General features: G+C 67.4%; 13 protein-coding genes and 1 other RNA gene. 1 reads left to right on the top strand and 13 read right to left on the bottom strand.

Translation table 11 applies throughout. The annotated features are described in order from the left end of the window. The first annotated feature begins 69 nt into the window (after nucleotides 1–69). Nucleotides 70–465: an Rv3235 family protein gene (locus RPIT_RS05325; protein ID WP_077341341.1), complete on the top strand. Its 396-nt coding sequence runs from the start codon at nucleotides 70–72 to the stop codon at nucleotides 463–465. 19 nt (nucleotides 466–484) lie between these two features. On the opposite strand, the gene RPIT_RS15615 is transcribed toward RPIT_RS05325, so the two are convergent. The 13 genes from RPIT_RS15615 to ftsX all read right to left on the bottom strand — a co-directional run bounded on the left by RPIT_RS15615 (nucleotide 485) and on the right by ftsX (nucleotide 15,446). Beyond that, entirely contained in the window at nucleotides 485–1,111 is a 627-nt protein-coding gene (locus RPIT_RS15615) for a hypothetical protein (RefSeq protein ID WP_218121563.1), read from the bottom strand. Nucleotides 1,112–1,657: 546 nt separating this feature from the next. After that, the gene (secA, locus tag RPIT_RS05310; protein ID WP_472573272.1) at nucleotides 1,658–4,456 is read right to left on the bottom strand and encodes a preprotein translocase subunit SecA; all 2,799 of its coding nucleotides are present in this window, start codon (nucleotides 4,454–4,456) and stop codon (nucleotides 1,658–1,660) included. Nucleotides 4,457–4,572: 116 nt separating this feature from the next. Continuing rightward, nucleotides 4,573–5,178 carry a ribosome hibernation-promoting factor, HPF/YfiA family gene (gene hpf, locus RPIT_RS05305; RefSeq protein ID WP_077341337.1) on the bottom strand — a complete coding sequence of 202 codons (606 nt, stop codon included), beginning with the start codon at nucleotides 5,176–5,178 and terminating at the stop codon, nucleotides 4,573–4,575. Nucleotides 5,179–5,325: 147 nt separating this feature from the next. Further along, nucleotides 5,326–5,997: a ComF family protein gene (locus RPIT_RS05300; protein WP_162274502.1), complete on the bottom strand. Its 672-nt coding sequence runs from the start codon at nucleotides 5,995–5,997 to the stop codon at nucleotides 5,326–5,328. A gap of 62 nt (nucleotides 5,998–6,059) precedes the next feature. Continuing rightward, nucleotides 6,060–7,754: an LpqB family beta-propeller domain-containing protein gene (locus RPIT_RS05295; RefSeq protein WP_077341333.1), complete on the bottom strand. Its 1,695-nt coding sequence runs from the start codon at nucleotides 7,752–7,754 to the stop codon at nucleotides 6,060–6,062. After that, a complete protein-coding gene (mtrB, locus tag RPIT_RS05290; protein WP_093664840.1) occupies nucleotides 7,751–9,229 on the bottom strand; it encodes an MtrAB system histidine kinase MtrB in 1,479 nt (492 codons plus the stop codon). Before mtrB ends, RPIT_RS05295 begins: the two co-directional genes overlap by 4 nt. A 64-nt stretch (nucleotides 9,230–9,293) precedes the next feature. Next, the gene (gene mtrA, locus RPIT_RS05285) at nucleotides 9,294–9,995 is read right to left on the bottom strand and encodes an MtrAB system response regulator MtrA (RefSeq protein ID WP_077341328.1); all 702 of its coding nucleotides are present in this window, start codon (nucleotides 9,993–9,995) and stop codon (nucleotides 9,294–9,296) included. Nucleotides 9,996–10,044: 49 nt separating this feature from the next. Next, a complete protein-coding gene (locus RPIT_RS05280; RefSeq protein WP_162274501.1) occupies nucleotides 10,045–10,608 on the bottom strand; it encodes a YqgE/AlgH family protein in 564 nt (187 codons plus the stop codon). A 743-nt stretch (nucleotides 10,609–11,351) separates the two neighbouring features. Then, nucleotides 11,352–11,718: a transfer-messenger RNA gene (ssrA, locus tag RPIT_RS05275) on the bottom strand. A gap of 23 nt (nucleotides 11,719–11,741) precedes the next feature. Continuing rightward, nucleotides 11,742–12,317 (bottom strand): DUF1707 domain-containing protein, encoded by a 576-nt coding sequence (locus tag RPIT_RS05270; protein ID WP_077341324.1) that lies wholly within the window; start codon nucleotides 12,315–12,317, stop codon nucleotides 11,742–11,744. Between the two features lie 251 nt (nucleotides 12,318–12,568). Next, nucleotides 12,569–13,048 carry an SsrA-binding protein SmpB gene (gene smpB / locus RPIT_RS05265; RefSeq protein ID WP_077341322.1) on the bottom strand — a complete coding sequence of 160 codons (480 nt, stop codon included), beginning with the start codon at nucleotides 13,046–13,048 and terminating at the stop codon, nucleotides 12,569–12,571. A gap of 21 nt (nucleotides 13,049–13,069) precedes the next feature. Further along, nucleotides 13,070–14,524: a M23 family metallopeptidase gene (locus RPIT_RS05260; protein WP_143028200.1), complete on the bottom strand. Its 1,455-nt coding sequence runs from the start codon at nucleotides 14,522–14,524 to the stop codon at nucleotides 13,070–13,072. Nucleotides 14,525–14,543: 19 nt separating this feature from the next. Next, complete coding sequence (gene ftsX, locus RPIT_RS05255; RefSeq protein WP_218121562.1) at nucleotides 14,544–15,446, bottom strand: permease-like cell division protein FtsX; 903 nt, start codon at nucleotides 15,444–15,446, stop codon at nucleotides 14,544–14,546. Nucleotides 15,447–15,455: the final 9 nt, after the last annotated feature.

The raw sequence follows: 15,455 nt of genomic DNA, 5'->3' as shown, positions 1-15,455 counted from the left end.
CCGCGATCGTGTTGTCGGTGGCTGCCCGGCGTAGCTGACGGCAAGGGTCCGGCTCCTAGCGTCGCGGTCATGAGCACTTCCGTCGCCCCTCGCCGCCCGACCGTCGTCCACCTGCCCAACGCCGCCGTCGCGCGAGTTGTGCCGCCCCCGCCCGCAGTGCAGGGGCTCATCCACGCGGTCGTCGAGGCACTGATGGGGCGCCGACCTCTGCACCAGGTCCGCCCGTGCATGGCTCCGGGCGCGTTCTCCTACCTGAGTTCGCGCGTGGATTCCGGCCGCTACCGGCGCGTCCGGATCGGCCGCGCCCGGGCCCAGATGCCCTCCTCCGGCGCGGTTGAAGCCAGCGTCCAAGTCGAGCTCGCCGGACGATGGGTGACGTGCGTGCTCCGGCTCGACGCGGTCGCCGAGAAGTGGCGCTGCACAGAACTGATCATCCTCGAGCCCGCCGCCCTCCAGGCCGCCTAGGGCGTGAGCCCGGATTGGGTCACGCGGCAGACTGTTCTGTGGCTGCTGTGGTGCCCGGGGCGTGTTGTCGGAACGCCTGCACTGCCACGATCACGAGCATCGCCGCACCGGCCGCCGCGGCGCCGGCGGGCCCGGCCACGTGCATGCCCAGGACCGCCAGGAGTGCCCCGCCGAGGCCGAGGGCGACCATGGACCCGCCGATCCACCAGAACACCGGGGCATGGAAGACCCGAGCGAAGGGGAGGAAGTGCGCGCCGACGACGGCGGCCACCAAAGCGCTCTGGGCCGTCGGGGCATGTAAGGCCTGAGCGACCAGGCGCGTGACCGGCATCAGCAGGAGCATTACGACGACGGCGACCCCGTAAACACGTGCCGCCCCCGGTGCAGGCGGGCGCAGCTCGGGGAGGACCCTGCGGCGGAACAGGATCACTGCAAGGGTGAAGGTGGCCAGGGCGGCAGCCAGCCCGCGCAGTGGGCCCTGTGTCGGTGAGGACACCCCAAGGAGGCCGGCGAAGAGGAAGGCTGTCCCGCCGATGACTCCGATGAGCCCGCCGGAGACCACGGGGTGGCGCAGCGCGCTAATCCCGCGGACTGCCGTGGGAGTCTCGGATGGCTGGCGGCCGGCCGTGGTGGTGTGCGTTGTCATCGGATCCCCTGCGTCGGCGTGTGACCGAGCTTATCCTCCCATGGGGGCCTCGACGTGGGTGTCCAGGCGGGTATGGGTGGAGGCACGTCCCGGCTCGCCGGCGAGGGTTGTGGTGCGGCTTCGGCCTTCCAGAAACAACCGACTCTGCCTCAGTCGCGCCCGGGCGTGGGCCGGGTGCCTGGCGCACCCCAGGGGAGGATTCGGTCGGGTCTATGGCCATGCACTCCCGAAGGTGGGTGGGAAGGGGGCCGGGTAGGTTAGCCGCCGTGACTAGCACCGCGTCCACCATGTCCACGGGTCTGATGGCATCGCGCGACATGACTCCAGACTCGCGCATTCACCGTCCCCGAATCCTTTAGCAACACGCCCTAGTCCCTGGCACCCGTTCCTGATCCTGAGCTTGTCCCGTGTGTTGATCCCTGAGCTTGTCGCGATCGCTGATCCCTGAGCTTGTCGCGTTCGCTGATCCCTGAGCTTGTCGAAGGGTAACGGCCGCAACTGCCACGCCGCCCCTGGGCTTCCAGGGGCGGCGGTGGTTGGCGTGGTTCAGTTGCTTGCTCCGGGGCGGCCGTGGCACATCTTGTACTTCTTGCCCGAGCCACAGGGGCAGGGCTGGTTGCGTCCGGTCTTCGGCTCGACCTTGACCTGACCGGAAGTGGTGCGGGTCGCAGTGCCGCTCTCGTCCGGAGCGGAGTAGCTGAGGTCACGGTCGGGCTTGCGTTCAAGGCCCTTGGCGAGAGGCGCGGGCTGCTCGTCGTCGGCCTCCGGCTCCGGCTGGGGCTCGTCGCTTCCCACTTTGCCCAACACGTCGACCGGGCTGCCGTCCGACTCCGTGATGAGACCGACCTGGAGCGACGGCTCGGCGTGCTGGCGCGGGTTGACCTGAAGGTTGAACAGGTACCCGACGACCTCCTCCATGAAGGCTTCCATCATCGCGTTGAACATGTCGCCGCCCTCGCGCTGGTACTCGACCAGCGGGTCGCGTTGCGCCATGGCCCGAAGCCCGATCCCTTCGCGGAGGTAGTCCATCTCGTAGAGGTGCTCGCGCCACTTCCGGTCGAGCACGGTGAGCAGGACCTGGCGCTCGAGCTCGCGCATCGTGTCGGCGCCCAACTCCGCCTCGCGGCGGTCGTAGGCCTCCGAGGCGTCCTCGACGAACATCTCCACCATCTCGTCCTGCTCAGGCAGGTCCTCGGACAACTCGTCGAGGGAGATGGAGACCGGGTAGAGGGTCTTCAGCTCGGTGATCATCGTGTCGAGATCCCATTCCTCCGGGATGTCGGAGGTGTGGGAACGCACCACGTCGGCCACCACGCGCGAGCAGGATGCCCGCAGCTGCTCCGACACGTCCGCCCCGTCCAGCACCCGTCGCCGGTCGCCGTAGATGGCGTGGCGCTGGCGGTTCAGCACGTCGTCGTACTTGAGGACGTTCTTGCGCATCTCGAAGTTCTGGCCCTCGACCTGCTTCTGGGCGCTCTCGATGGACTTCGACACCGACTTCATGTCGATCGGGACGTCGTCGGGCACCTTCATCATGAGGAGGGCGCGTTCCAGCAGTTCCGGGCGGAACAGGCGCATGAGATCATCGCTCAGCGAGAGGTAGAAACGGCTCTCACCGGGGTCGCCCTGACGGCCCGAGCGTCCCCGCAACTGATTGTCGATGCGCCGCGACTCGTGCCGCTCGGAGCCGACGACGTACAGGCCGCCGGCGGCGACGACCTCGTCGTGCTCGGCCTTGACCTGCTCCTCGAGCTGGGCGAGCGTCTCGCCCCAGGCCGCCTCGTACTCCTCCGGGGTCTCGAGGGGGTCGAGTCCCGCCTTCCGGAGGTGAAGGTCTGCGAGGAACTCCGGGTTGCCGCCCAGCATGATGTCGGTACCGCGGCCGGCCATGTTCGTGGAGACCGTGACCGCGCCCTTGCGCCCCGCCTCGGCGACGATCGACGCCTCCCGCTCGTGGTGCTTCGCGTTGAGCACCTGGTGGGGCACGTTGGCCTTCTTCAGTAGAGCGGACAGGACCTCCGACTTGGCCACCGAGGCGGTGCCGAGCAGCACGGGCTGCCCGGCGGCGTGGCGCTGGACGACGTCGGCGACGATCGCGTCGTATTTCGCCTCTTCGGTGCGGTAGATGAGGTCGGGCTGATCTTCACGGATCATCGGCCGGTTGGTGGGGATCTGGATGACGCCGAGTCCGTAGATCTTCTGGAACTCCGACTCTTCCGTCTTGGCCGTACCGGTCATGCCCGCGAGCTTGTCGTACATGCGGAAGTAGTTCTGCAGCGTGATGGTGGCGAGCGTCTGGTACTCGTCCTTGATGCGGACGCCCTCCTTGGCCTCCAGCGCCTGGTGCAGACCCTCGTTGTAGCGGCGGCCGGCCAGCGTGCGGCCGGTGTGCTCGTCGACGATCAGCACCTCATCGCCGGCCAGCACGTAATCCTTGTCGCGCTTGAAGAGTTCCTTGGCTTTGATCGAGTTGTTGAGGTACGAGATGAGCGGCGTGTTGGCCGACTCGTAGAGGTTGTCGATCCCCAGCCTGTCCTCGACCTTTTCGATCCCGGGGGCCAGCACCGCGATGGTGCGCTTCTTCTCGTCGACCTCGTAGTCGCGGTCACGCACGAGGGTGCGGGCGATCTTGGCGAAGACGGGGTACCACTCGTGGTTGTCCTCGGCCGGCCCGGAGATGATGAGCGGCGTGCGGGCCTCGTCCACGAGGATGGAGTCCACCTCGTCGACGATGGCGTAGTGGTGGCCGCGCTGCACGAGGTCCTCTTTGCGCAGCGCCATGTTGTCGCGCAGATAGTCGAAGCCGAATTCGTTGTTCGTGCCGTACGTGATGTCGCACTCGTAGGCCACCCGACGCTCGTCCGGGGTCATGTTGGCGAGGATCGCGCCGACCTCGAGACCGAGGAAGTGGTGGATACGGCCCATCTGCTCGGACTGGTACTTGGCGAGGTAGTCGTTCGTCGTGACGACGTGCACGCCCTTGCCGGTGAGCGCATTGAGGTACGACGGCAGGGTGCCGACCAGCGTCTTGCCTTCACCGGTCTTCATCTCGGCGATGTTGCCCCAGTGCAGGGCGGCACCGCCCATCAGCTGGACGTCGAAGTGGCGCTTGTTGAGGACCCGGACCGACGCCTCGCGCACCGTGGCGAACGCCTCCGGCATGATGAGGTCGAGCTTCTCGCCGTCGGCGATGCGTTGACGGAACCGATCGGTCTCCTCGCGAAGCTCGGCGTCGGACATCGCCTGGAACTCTTCCTCGATGGAATTGACCTGATCGGCCACCTTCTGCAGCTTTCGGAGCTGGGCTCCGGAGCCGAGGCCGCTCAGAAAATCCATGAATCCCACGGGACAAGTCCTTTGTTCGAGAAGGCCGCATGATGCGGCGGTACCGCGTGCCATCCTAACGCGCGCCGGAAAGACACGCTCGCCCCGGCCGTGTGGCCGGGGCGAGTCGTGCGTGGTCAGCTCACGTTGAGGTGGATCACACCGTAGTTGTACGCCTTCCGCCGGTACACCACCGACGGCTTGCCGGACTCCGCGTCCTGGTACAGGAAGAAGTCGTGGCCCACGAGTTCCATCTCGTCGAGCGCTTGCGCCAGGGTCAACGGGGAGCTGTCGAACTCCTTCTCGCGCACCACCAGCGGCCCATCCCCGGTCACCACCAGGCCGGCGACGTTCTGCGTCTCCACGCCGGAGTCGTCAGCCTCAGGGGTGCTCTCGGCCGGGGGCTGGAACTCGGGGATCGCGCCGGCCCGCAGGCCACGATGGGTCTTGCGCCTGTCGGCGGCCTTGCGCAGTTGCGTCTTCAACCGGTCGTAGGCCTGCTCAAAGGCGGCCACCTTGTCGTTCGCCGTCGCTTCGGCGCGGACCACGGGTCCCTTGCTCCGCAACGTCAACTGGACCTCGACCGAGTCAGATGGGTCTTTCGTTCCCTCCGACGCGTGGAACTCCACCTCGACGCGGATGACCCGGTCGCGCAATCGCTCGACCGAGGCGAGACGATCCGTGACGAGTTCCTTGAGTTCGGGGCTGATCGAGCAGTGTCGACCTGTGACGACGATGTCCATGGTTCCTCCGTCAGTCGTGGGGCCTGTGGCCCAACTTCCTTTCCGCGCGGGAGTGTCCCGCCACGGAATGCACAACACCGCAGGCCAGAGAAAATGGGCCTGCGGCGTCGTCCATGGATCAACGCTACCGCTACCGCCAAGTCGCCGTCAGCCTTTGACCAGTAAGTGTCGTCGAATGCGTTGTCCGGATCGGGCATCGTCGGCATCGGCCAGGACTGCGGCCCCGACCACGACCACTCCGGCGGCCTGCAGGGCGCGCAGGGCCTCGCGCAGCGAGGCACCCGTGGTTGCGACGTCGTCGATGAGGAGGACGGGGACCCCTGGGTCGCGGGCCAACATCGAGTCAGCCAGGTTCGCTTGACGCGCCGCGCGGCTGAGGCCACGCTGGTCCCGACCCCGCCCCGACCGCCGCAGCACCCTCCGCGCCATTGGGATCCCGCTGACGCGGGCCGCCTCCGCGCAGAGAGCGGCCGCGTGGTCGAAACCCCGGGCTCTGACCGCCGCCGGCAACGACGGCACGGGAACCAACCGTGTGCCGGACGGCAGGTCGTGCGCGGCGACCGCCCTGGCCAGTAGCGACCCGAGTGGCCTTGCCAGGTGCAGGGCCCCGTCGTCCTTGTAGCTGGGGACGACCCGCTGCAGCAGCGGCCGGTACGGGCAGGCCGCATAAAGCGGCACCGGAAGTCCGCGGTCGAGGACTCGCACGGGCATCACCAGCGCCTCGGTGCAGTCACGGCAGAGCCCCCAACCGGGGCGGGAACACGCGGGGCAGGACGCACCCAGCAGCAGGTCAGCGGCAGCATCGAGGAGAGATCTCACCCGTGCATCATCGGTTCCGCCACCCGTCGGATCCCGATATCCACAGCCGCAGAGCGAAACCGTCAGCCGCCGTACGCGATGGCGCTGATGCCCTCCCCGAGCCTCGTCCAGCGGGTGCGGGCCTCGTACCGCCATGCGATGTCAGCCGGAGTGCGCACGGCGATCGCGCCGCCGCCCAGCCGCGCCATGGCTGCCAACTCGGCGATCCCGCCCGTCACGGACCCGAGATCCTCCAGGTGGGACCCGTCGATCTGGACGGTGTAGACGGACCTCAGCCCCGCCACCGACCCGGTGAACGCGATGCCAGTCTCCGACTGCCACGCCACCGACGTGATGTCGGTGATCGCCTGCCCTGACGAACTCAGAGCAGGGATGCGCTGCCAGTTCATCACGGTCGCCGGCTCGGCACCGATCACCGTGGCGACGCCGAGCTGTCGCTCCTCACCCACCTGGAGGACCAGCGCCACCCGGGCTCGGGTCGGTGAAACGGCGAACTCGTGGATGCGTGCCCCTTGCGGTAGGTCCAGCGACACAGGGGCCACCTGGCCGGTCCGGTCGACGATCGCCAGTGTCGGGGTACCGCCGACGTTGTCACCCAGCACCCACAGCGATCCGAGCGAGTACTGGGGCAAACGAAGGTTGAGTAGCCCGACGCGAACGGGGCTGAGCTCCCCGGTCAGGGGGCCCAGGGCAACGTCGCCGCGGCGCTCCTCGATGAGCGCGACGCTGGAACCGTCCAGGGACACGGCCAGGTCGGCAGCTGGCAGTTCGACCCCCTGCCAGCGTTCAAAGCCTCCGACGCCGGGGATTCGGCCGGGCACCGACTCGCGGACTCCGAACAGGTCGATCGTCGAGGCGCGGGACAGGACCTGGTAGCCCTGCTGGGCAGCGAGCTCGAGGACGCCGGCCGCGGTCGCACCAGGCAGTGTGAACGTGACGTCATCGCGGGTGATGACGAGCCCTGTGACGCGCGGGAGGGACGTGAGCGACCACAGCAACTGCGCGCCCAGCCGGCGGCGGGCGTCGTCCGGCATGTCGCCGTCCAGCCCGGTCAGGTCGACTGTGACGACGCCGCGTGTGTCGATGGTGGCCCCATCCGACCCCAGGGAGGCACCATCGGGCAGGGCATTCGTGACGACGCGGGCCAGCGACGACGGTGGACCGCCGAGCAGTCCCTCCACGACAGCCGTCGGTGTGGCGAGGGTTTCGTGCGCGTAGATCGGATCTGGGACCACGTGGCTGCCGATCCTGCTCATGAAATACAGCGTCAACCGCGCGTAGTAACGCTCGAAGAGGTAGCGGGAGAGAATCAGCCCCGGCGGCGGCGACCCGATGCGCCACTGACCGTCGACGCGAACCAGTCCGAAGTCGTGCTGGTAGGGCAGATCCTGAGCCGTGTACCGCCCTGCCTCATCGAGCGTCGCCACCTGCATTCCGCTGATGGCCGCTCCCTCGGCGTTCCCAGCGACAACCCCCTCGTAGATCGTGATCTCGCCGTCGGGGCCCCAGTCGGCGGCCGCCTCCTCGGTCAGGTAGTCCCTCGCAATGGCGTAATCGCCCTCGGGCACGGCCATCGCCTGCAGGAACCCCTCGACCAGCCGGACCGGTGGGACGCCTTCGGCCGGCGGCTCAGGCGCGATGTCGATGCCACCCGGCTCGGCGGAATGGGGCACCTCCTCGACCGGTCCCGCGGTCGGAATGGCGGTGCAGCCGACGAGCAGGGCGAGCGTCAGCCACAGAATCAACGATCGGATCATCGGGCCACCTCGGCGGGTACGTCGTCGTCGGGCGCGACGGGGAGGGGGGATCCCGTCAGTTCGTGGTCGGGGTCCCGGGGTACCGTCAGGCGGAACTGAGCGCCGCGCCCGGGCCTACCCCAGGCGGTCAGCCAGCCTCGATGGAGCCGTGCGTCCTCCATGGCGATGGCCAACCCGAGGCCGGAGCCCCCGACGACCCTGGTGCGGCTGGGATCGGCGCGCCAGAAGCGATCGAAGACGTGGGGGGCGTCGTCGGCTTCGAAACCGACGCCGTAGTCCCTGACCGTCACCGCCACCGAGACGTCGTCGGCCGCGACGGTCACCCGCACGGGTTTACCTTCGGCGTGTTCGATGGCGTTGGTGATGAGGTTGCGCAGGATCCGCCGGATCCGCCTGGAGTCGACGGCCGCTTGATTGTCCTGGGTACGCACGTCGACGGTCACCTCCACGCCCAGTTTCTCGGCCATCCGTCGGTTGGCGTTGATCTCGGCCTCCACCAGCGCGCCCACGTCTGTCTCGTCCAGCGCCAGCACGGCGGCCCCGGCGTCGAACCGGGAGATCTCCAGCAGGTCCGCCAGCATGGCGTCGAACCGGTCGATCTCGAGGCTCATCAGTTCGGCCGTCCGTGCCGTCAGCGGGTCGAAGGTGCCGCGACCCTCGTGAAGGACGTCAGAGGCCATCTTGATCGTGGTCATCGGCGTGCGCAGTTCGTGGGACACGTCGCTGACGAATCGCTGCTGAAGGGTGGACAGCGTCTCCAACTCCCGGAACCTCTGCTGCAGCTGCGCGGCCATCCGGTTCATGGATTTGGCGAGGGAGGCGAGGTCGTCGGTGCCGCGCACCGCCACCCGCTCCCCCAGCTCCCCCGAGGCGAGCTTCAGCGCGGTCTGGCTTGCCCTCCGCACCGGTCGGACCACCTGGACGGTGACGAGGTACGAGATGAGGCCCAACGCTGCGAGAAGGGCCAACCCTGTGCCGACGACGGCCCGCTGGAGCACGCCCAGAGTCTGCTGCTCGGCGGTCATCGGAAAGATGTAGTAGATCGGGTAGCGCTCACCCGTGGCTCCGATGAGGGACGTACCGATGGCCCAGCCAGGCTCCGCCACGGCGGCGGGATCGGAATAGACCACCTCCGTCGGGGTGATGAACATCCCCTCCCCGAGCTCCACGCGTTCGCGAAGCTCGGTGGGCACCGATTCGGCCCGAATCCCCGCTGAGACGAGGCTCGACGTCGGTCCCTGGATCACCACCCGGTACTGGGTGGTCTGGGCGTCGGCGAGGTCCGCGAGACGGTTGAGAGACTCATGCACGGCGACGCCCCGCTCCTCGGGAGTTCTAAGCTGGGCCTGCATGAAGGCATACACACCGGCGGCCTCGTTGAGCGACGCGTCCCGCTTCGACGCGACGACGCCGGCCGTCGCCTGCTGCAGCAGCACCAGGCCGGCGAGCCCCAACACCACGATCGACAGCCCCAGGGTCGAGATCAGCACGCGTAGGGGTAACGAGCTCCACCAGAGCTGGCGGAGCCTGGACGCGCGCCTACCTGGACGGTTCACCGGCGCGGTACCCGATGCCACGCACCGTGATCACGATCTCGGGCTTCTCCGGATCCTTCTCCACCTTCGCCCGAAGCCGCTGGACGTGGACGTTGACGAGACGCGTGTCGGCGGCATTGCGGTACCCCCACACCTCGTCGAGCAGCGCCTCACGCGTGAAAACATGCGTCGGGCGTTTGGCGAGGGCCAGCAGCAGGTCGAACTCCAGGGGTGTGAGCGCCAGCGTCTGCTGATCGCGCTTCACGACGTGCGACGACACGGAGATGGTCAGGTCGCCGATGCTCAGCACGTCGGTGCCGACGTCACCCCCATTGCGCCTGAGCCTGGTGCGGATACGGGCGATGAGTTCCTTGGCCTTGAACGGCTTGGCAACGTAATCGTCGGCGCCGGCTTCGAGGCCCGCCACGACGTCGGAGGTGTCCGACTTGGCGGTGAGCATGACGATGGGGACGCCGGATTCAGCACGGATGTCGCGACAGACCGCCACGCCGTCGCGGCCGGGGAGCATGAGGTCGAGCAGGACGAGGTCGGGCTTCGACTGCCGGAACTCAGCCATGGCGGCAGAGCCGGTGGCGCAGCGCACCGTTTCGTAGCCCTCCTGGCGCAGGACGATCTGGAGCATCTCGGACAGAGCCGCGTCATCATCGATGACGAGGATTCTCGACTTCGCTCGCGCCTCGCTCAACTGGGCCTCCTTGCATCCGACCCCATGGTAGCCATCGGGTGGTAGCTCGTCAGTTGAGGGTGGGGTCGTCCGACCACGTCGACCACCTACCGGCACCGCCTCCCATGCGTCGCAGGACGCGCCTCCAGATGCCCTCCGGGTCGCCGAACACGTCCTCCGGACGGGCGTGGCTGCGGAACCACGAGCCACGGATCAACTCCGCCTCCAGCTGGCCCGGCGCCCAGCTGGCCAGGCCCACGAAGACGCGCAGTTGAGCGAACGACGTGTCGATCAGCTCGGGGGGAAAGCTCATGTCTACGACGCCGATGTCACCGACGATCTGCTGCCATCCGGGCGGCGGAGACTCAGGCGTGGCGGGCTCGCCGAGCGTCACGGCGATCTCATTGTTGACGGGGCCACCCTCGAAGATGACGGCCGGAACGCTGGCCTTGTCGGCGAACGGAGCGACGACGTCGGCGACAGGCGTGTCGGTGGGCAGGTTGAGGCAGACACCGACCGTCGCCTCGAGGTTGTGTTCCAGGATCAGCACCACGGAGCGGTCGAAGTACCCGCCGCGACCCGGCTGGGTCGCCACGAGCAATTGACCTGCCGCCAGGGCACCTGTGTGCTGCACGATTCCACTCTAGCCACGCCCGCCCGCCCTTGCCCTGACTAGCGACGGCGAGCAGCGGGCCGAGGCATCCCAACCGCCAACCGACGCCCGCGTTCGCCAACGCTGCGCCCCCAACGCCAACCGTTAGGCCGAAACGCCAACCGCCAGAGCCGAACGCCAACCGATATCGGCTCGCGCCCCCGATGCTCAGCGACGCCCGCGATGTCTCGCGGGCGTCGCTGATCCTCGTCGGCGTTCTGCCTTGTCCGTTGGCGTTCGCGCTCCTCGGTTGGCGTTTGGTCCAACCCGTTGGCGTTTCGTCCTGCCTGTTGGCGTTACGAGATCCCGGTTGCCGTATGGACCAAAGGGTCTTTCCACCCCCGACAGTTCCACCCCTGTTGATGGTGTAGGCGATAGTGACATCGTCGCCGTCCGCGGTGCCGCTGGCAGTCACAGCCGGCCGGTTGTCGCCCTCGTCTGCCGTTGCGGACGTCGCCGTCGCCAGGCTGGCACCCGTCATCAGCAGCGCGACGGGGATGGACAGTAGTCGTGGGAGTGTGGTGGACATGAGGTTCGCCTTCGGTTCTCAGGAGCCGCACAACGCTGATGCGCTCCCGACAACAACCCTCGCAAAACGCTGCTGCCGCTGACATAGACCCAGGTCGTCTCTTGCGCGGGTGACCCGCCAACCGGAGGGGCGTCCCGGGGAGTGGGACCCGCTCAACGCAACAAGGGCCGCCAGCGAACTGACGGCCCTTCAGGGGTGGTGGAGGTGGCGGGAATCGAACCCGCGTCCTTAAGAGATGAACCAGGGCTTCTCCGGGTGCAGCCGACTAGGCGTTTTCTCGGTCCTTGCACTCACGTCGGCATGTCGCAAACGGACCCAGTCTCAGTTAAGTCCCGAGTGGCCCCTGAAACACAGGCCACTCAGCAAGCCTTCTGAATGAGGCCAGGAACCGGACGGAAGGCGCATCCGGGCTGACCCTTCGATCACTGATCAGGCAGCGAGAGCGAAGTTAGTGCGGTTTGAGTTGGCACTTATTGGTTTCCATGCATCGTTTACGAGATGAGCATGGATTCTCGACCCGCTTCCCCTGGAACTACCGTCCCAAGTCGAAACCAGTCACCCCCTGTTGAGTTGTCACTGCCTCAGTCTAGCGCGTCCTGGCAAGCGCCCCGACCTGCGGCTGCTCGCGCATGACGAGGAACCGGTCGAACTGACCCGTTCCGGACTTCCCGTTGAAGGCCCTCAGCGACGCGATGATCGTACCGAAGAACCAACCCATCCAGCCCAGAAGAAGCAGCCCGTCGAAGCCGAGGACGACGGCGACACCCAGCGAGGCGATTCCGACAAGGGCGGCGGTGAGCTGGAAGCTCAGCGCCCGGGAGGCCTCCCACCAGATCCTGCTACCGGGGGTGGCGACGGCCTTGGCGATGGCGGGCCCGATCACCCAGGTGAAGAGCCCCGAGAGATGGGCGAGCCCAGCGCCCAGGTTCTCGCCCGACGTCGGCTGGCCTGGTCTGCGGAGCGGTGGGGTGAGCGGGGCAGGGGGCGCGATGCGGGCCAGCCCCTGGAGAGATCTGTTGAGCTCTGCCCGGTCGCGCGCGTTGAGAGCGGCGTCCAGCCGACGGTCGAACTCTGCCTCGTCCAACGACCCGTTCGCGTAGCAGGCCTGAAGATGATCGACGGCGCGGTCGCGCTGCTGGTCGTTGACGAGGAAGTTGTTCATGACCTCAAGAATGGCCCCGATGTCCGCCCGGCGGAACCGGGACCCACCCTGGACGTGCCCTGGCTCGGCCCTGATCCAGGTCCGTGCCCAGGACTCGGTCGATGGAGCCCGACTGCATCTGTGGCCGCACCCGCAGTCCGGGGCGGCGTCGAACCATCGGGCCCGTTACCCTTCGACGGACGCTCGCTCGTTCCTCGCGAGCTGCCCAGGGACCGATCCGACGACGCTCGGAAGACAGCTGTAGCCGCAGCTCAGCGGCGGTAGCGGTTCCTGGACGCCAGGGCCCGTTCCGCCTCACGCTTCGCGTCGCGCTCCGCGAGATCGTGGCGCTTGTCCCAGTCCTTCTTGCCGGTGGCGACGGCGATCTCCACCTTCGCGTAGCCGTCCTTGAAGTAGAGCGACAGCGGCACCGCCGTCCGACCGGAATCGCTCAGAGCACGGGAGAGCTTGGCGATCTCACGCTTGTTGAGCAGCAGCTTGCGTGTGCGTCGTGCCGAGTGGTTGCGCCAGGTGCCAAACTCGTACTCCGGGATGTGCGCGTTGATCAACCACACTTCGCCGTGGTCGTCCACCGAGACGTACGCCTCGGTCAGAGTGGCCCGCCCAAGGCGCAGGGTCTTGACCTCAGTGCCGGTGAGCACCAGTCCAGCCTCGTAGGTGTCCCCCAGCTGGTAGTCGTGCCGAGCTTTCTTGTTCTGTGCGACGAGCTTCCGTCCGGTCTCCCTGGGCATCTGCCCAGTATGGCAGACAGCTCAGGCGAACCACTTGGCCATCGGGTTGACCACCTTGCCGTTCTCCCACACCATGAGGTGGAGGTGACAGCCTGTCGAGTAACCGGTGGTGCCGACGTACCCGATGACCTGGCCGCGCTGCACGCGCTGCCCCACCGACACGATGTAATGCGTGGCGTGGTTGTACCCGGTGGTCACGTACGAGCCGCCGATCTTCCCATGGTCGATCATGAGCCTGTTGCCGTAGCCCGCGTTGTAGTAGCGCTCGGCGACGACACCGTCGGCGGCAGCGCGGAGCGGGGTGCCACAGGCGGCCGCGAAGTCTGTGCCGTCGTGGAGCTTGCGGTAGCCGAGCACCGGGTGGAGCCGCATTCCGTAGCGCGAGGACAACCGACCGTTGACGGGTCGCTGCAGGATCGACGAGGGTACGGGCTTAGCCTGGGGCGCCGGAGCAGCGGCCGCCGGCTTCTTGGCGGGGGCCTTTGAAGTGGTGCTGGGCTTGGGGGCGCTGTTCCCGGCTGCCCTCGCCGCGGCCTCACGTGCAGCCTTGTCTGCGGCGGCCTTGTCCGCGGCGGCCTTCTCCGCCGCCGCCTTCGCAGCTGCGATGCGGGACTCTTCGGCCTTGCGCTCGGCCTCGATGCGCGCCTGGATACGCGCCTCCACCGCTTCGCTCTCCGCGCGGAGTTGCGCCTCGCGCTCCTGCTCGGCGAGAAGCTGCTGGGCTGCGGCGGTCTCTGCGGCGTCACGCAGTTCTACGAGGCGGGCCACCTCAACACGAAGGGCCTCTGCCTGCGCTGCGGCTTCCTGCTTGGCGGTGAGTTGCTCGGCGGCGGCCACGCGGGCCTCCTCCGCCTTCTTCTCGGCCTCGGTCGCCGCCAGCTCTGCGTCCTCGAGCGCCAGGCGCCGCATCTCCAGCTCGTCCAGCTCCTGCGCTGAGGAGTCGAAGAGAGTCTCGGCGAGCTGCGCGCGCTGGTTGAGGTTGGACGTGTCCACATCCGAGAAGATCAGCACGAGGTTGAGGAAACCGTGGTTCTGCTGCGTGGTGACGAGGATCTCCTCGTTGATCCGGTTGTTCACCGAATCCAGGGCCGCTTTGGCGGCTGCAACGTCGGCCTTCGCCTGCTCCAACTTCTTCTCCGCGTCGGCGAGCTCTGCGGCGCGCTGGGCGTCTAGTTCCTCAGCCGCGCGCTGCTCCACTTCCGCCGCTGCCAGGGCAGTCTCAGCACTGGCGAGCTGGGCGCGTGCCGACTCGTGGGCACTGATCGCGGAGTTCAGCTCCGCGCTGGCATCCTCGATGGCGGCGGCCTGCTGGGCCAACTCCTGCTGCAGTTCGAGCTGGCGGTCGTCCAACTCGTCGGCGAGTGCCGGACTCCACGTGGCGCCGATCATGCTGACTGCAGCCACCGCGGCGACGATGCCACGGACGATGCGGTTCATGCGACGAGCTGCGGGGCGACGGGGAAGGTCCCGGTTCACGCTTTGCCTCCTTGCGGGGTTAGATGCGCAGGTATTTTCTGGTGGCCAGCAACGTTGGGATGACCGCCAAGGCGACACCCACCGCCGCAACCGAAAGAATTGCAGTGATGAGGTCGCCCCACCCAATCCATGGTAAAGCCGTGATTGAGGTTTGAGCGTTTTGGACAATGATGGCATAGAAGCCAGCGGTGAGCGCACCTGCCGCGATCAGGACGCCGATGAGGCCGGCGATGAGTGCCTCAAGCAGGAACGGCAGCAGGATGTAGATGTTCGACGCCCCCACGAGGCGCATGATGCCGATCTCGCGGCGTCTTGTGAACGCAGCCATGCGGATGGTGTTGGCGATCTGCAGCGCCGCGGCCAGCAGCAGCAGCGCGCTCATGCTGATGGTGGCCCACTGCAGAGCACCCAGCCACTTGAACATGGGTTCGAGCACCGTGTGCAGGTCCTGGACGTTCTGGACGCCCTGGAGTCCCTTCGCCTCGCTCACGACGCCGGCGAAGTTCTCGGGGTTGACCAGCTTGATGCTGAAGGAGTCCTGCATGTCCTCGGCGGTCCGCGACGCCACCACCGGAGACTCCGCGAACACGCGCTGGAACTCCGCGAACGCCTCCTCCTTCGACTGGTACACGACCTCCGAGACCTCGGGGTTGGACTCCAAGGTCTGCTGGATCTGCTCGCGCTGGGCGTCGGTGGTGCCCTTGCCCGCCTCACAGCGTCCGCCCTGGGACTTCTCCGTGCAGAGGAACACGGAGATCTCGATCTTGTCGTAGAGGCTGCTCTTGGCGAGGTTGACCTCCATCGCGGTCAGCAGACCGGCACCGAGGAGGGACAGGGACACGCCCATCGTGACGATGACCGCGATGGTCATGGCGATGTTGCGCTTGAGACCTGACCAGGTCTCGCGGAGTGAATGTCTCATCGGCTACTC

This window comes from Tessaracoccus flavus (assembly GCF_001997295.1).
Classification (GTDB): Bacteria; Actinomycetota; Actinomycetes; order Propionibacteriales; family Propionibacteriaceae; genus Arachnia; species Arachnia flava.
Note: the sequence above shows the minus strand (reverse complement) of the source record. Positions and strands in the feature narration are given on the sequence as shown.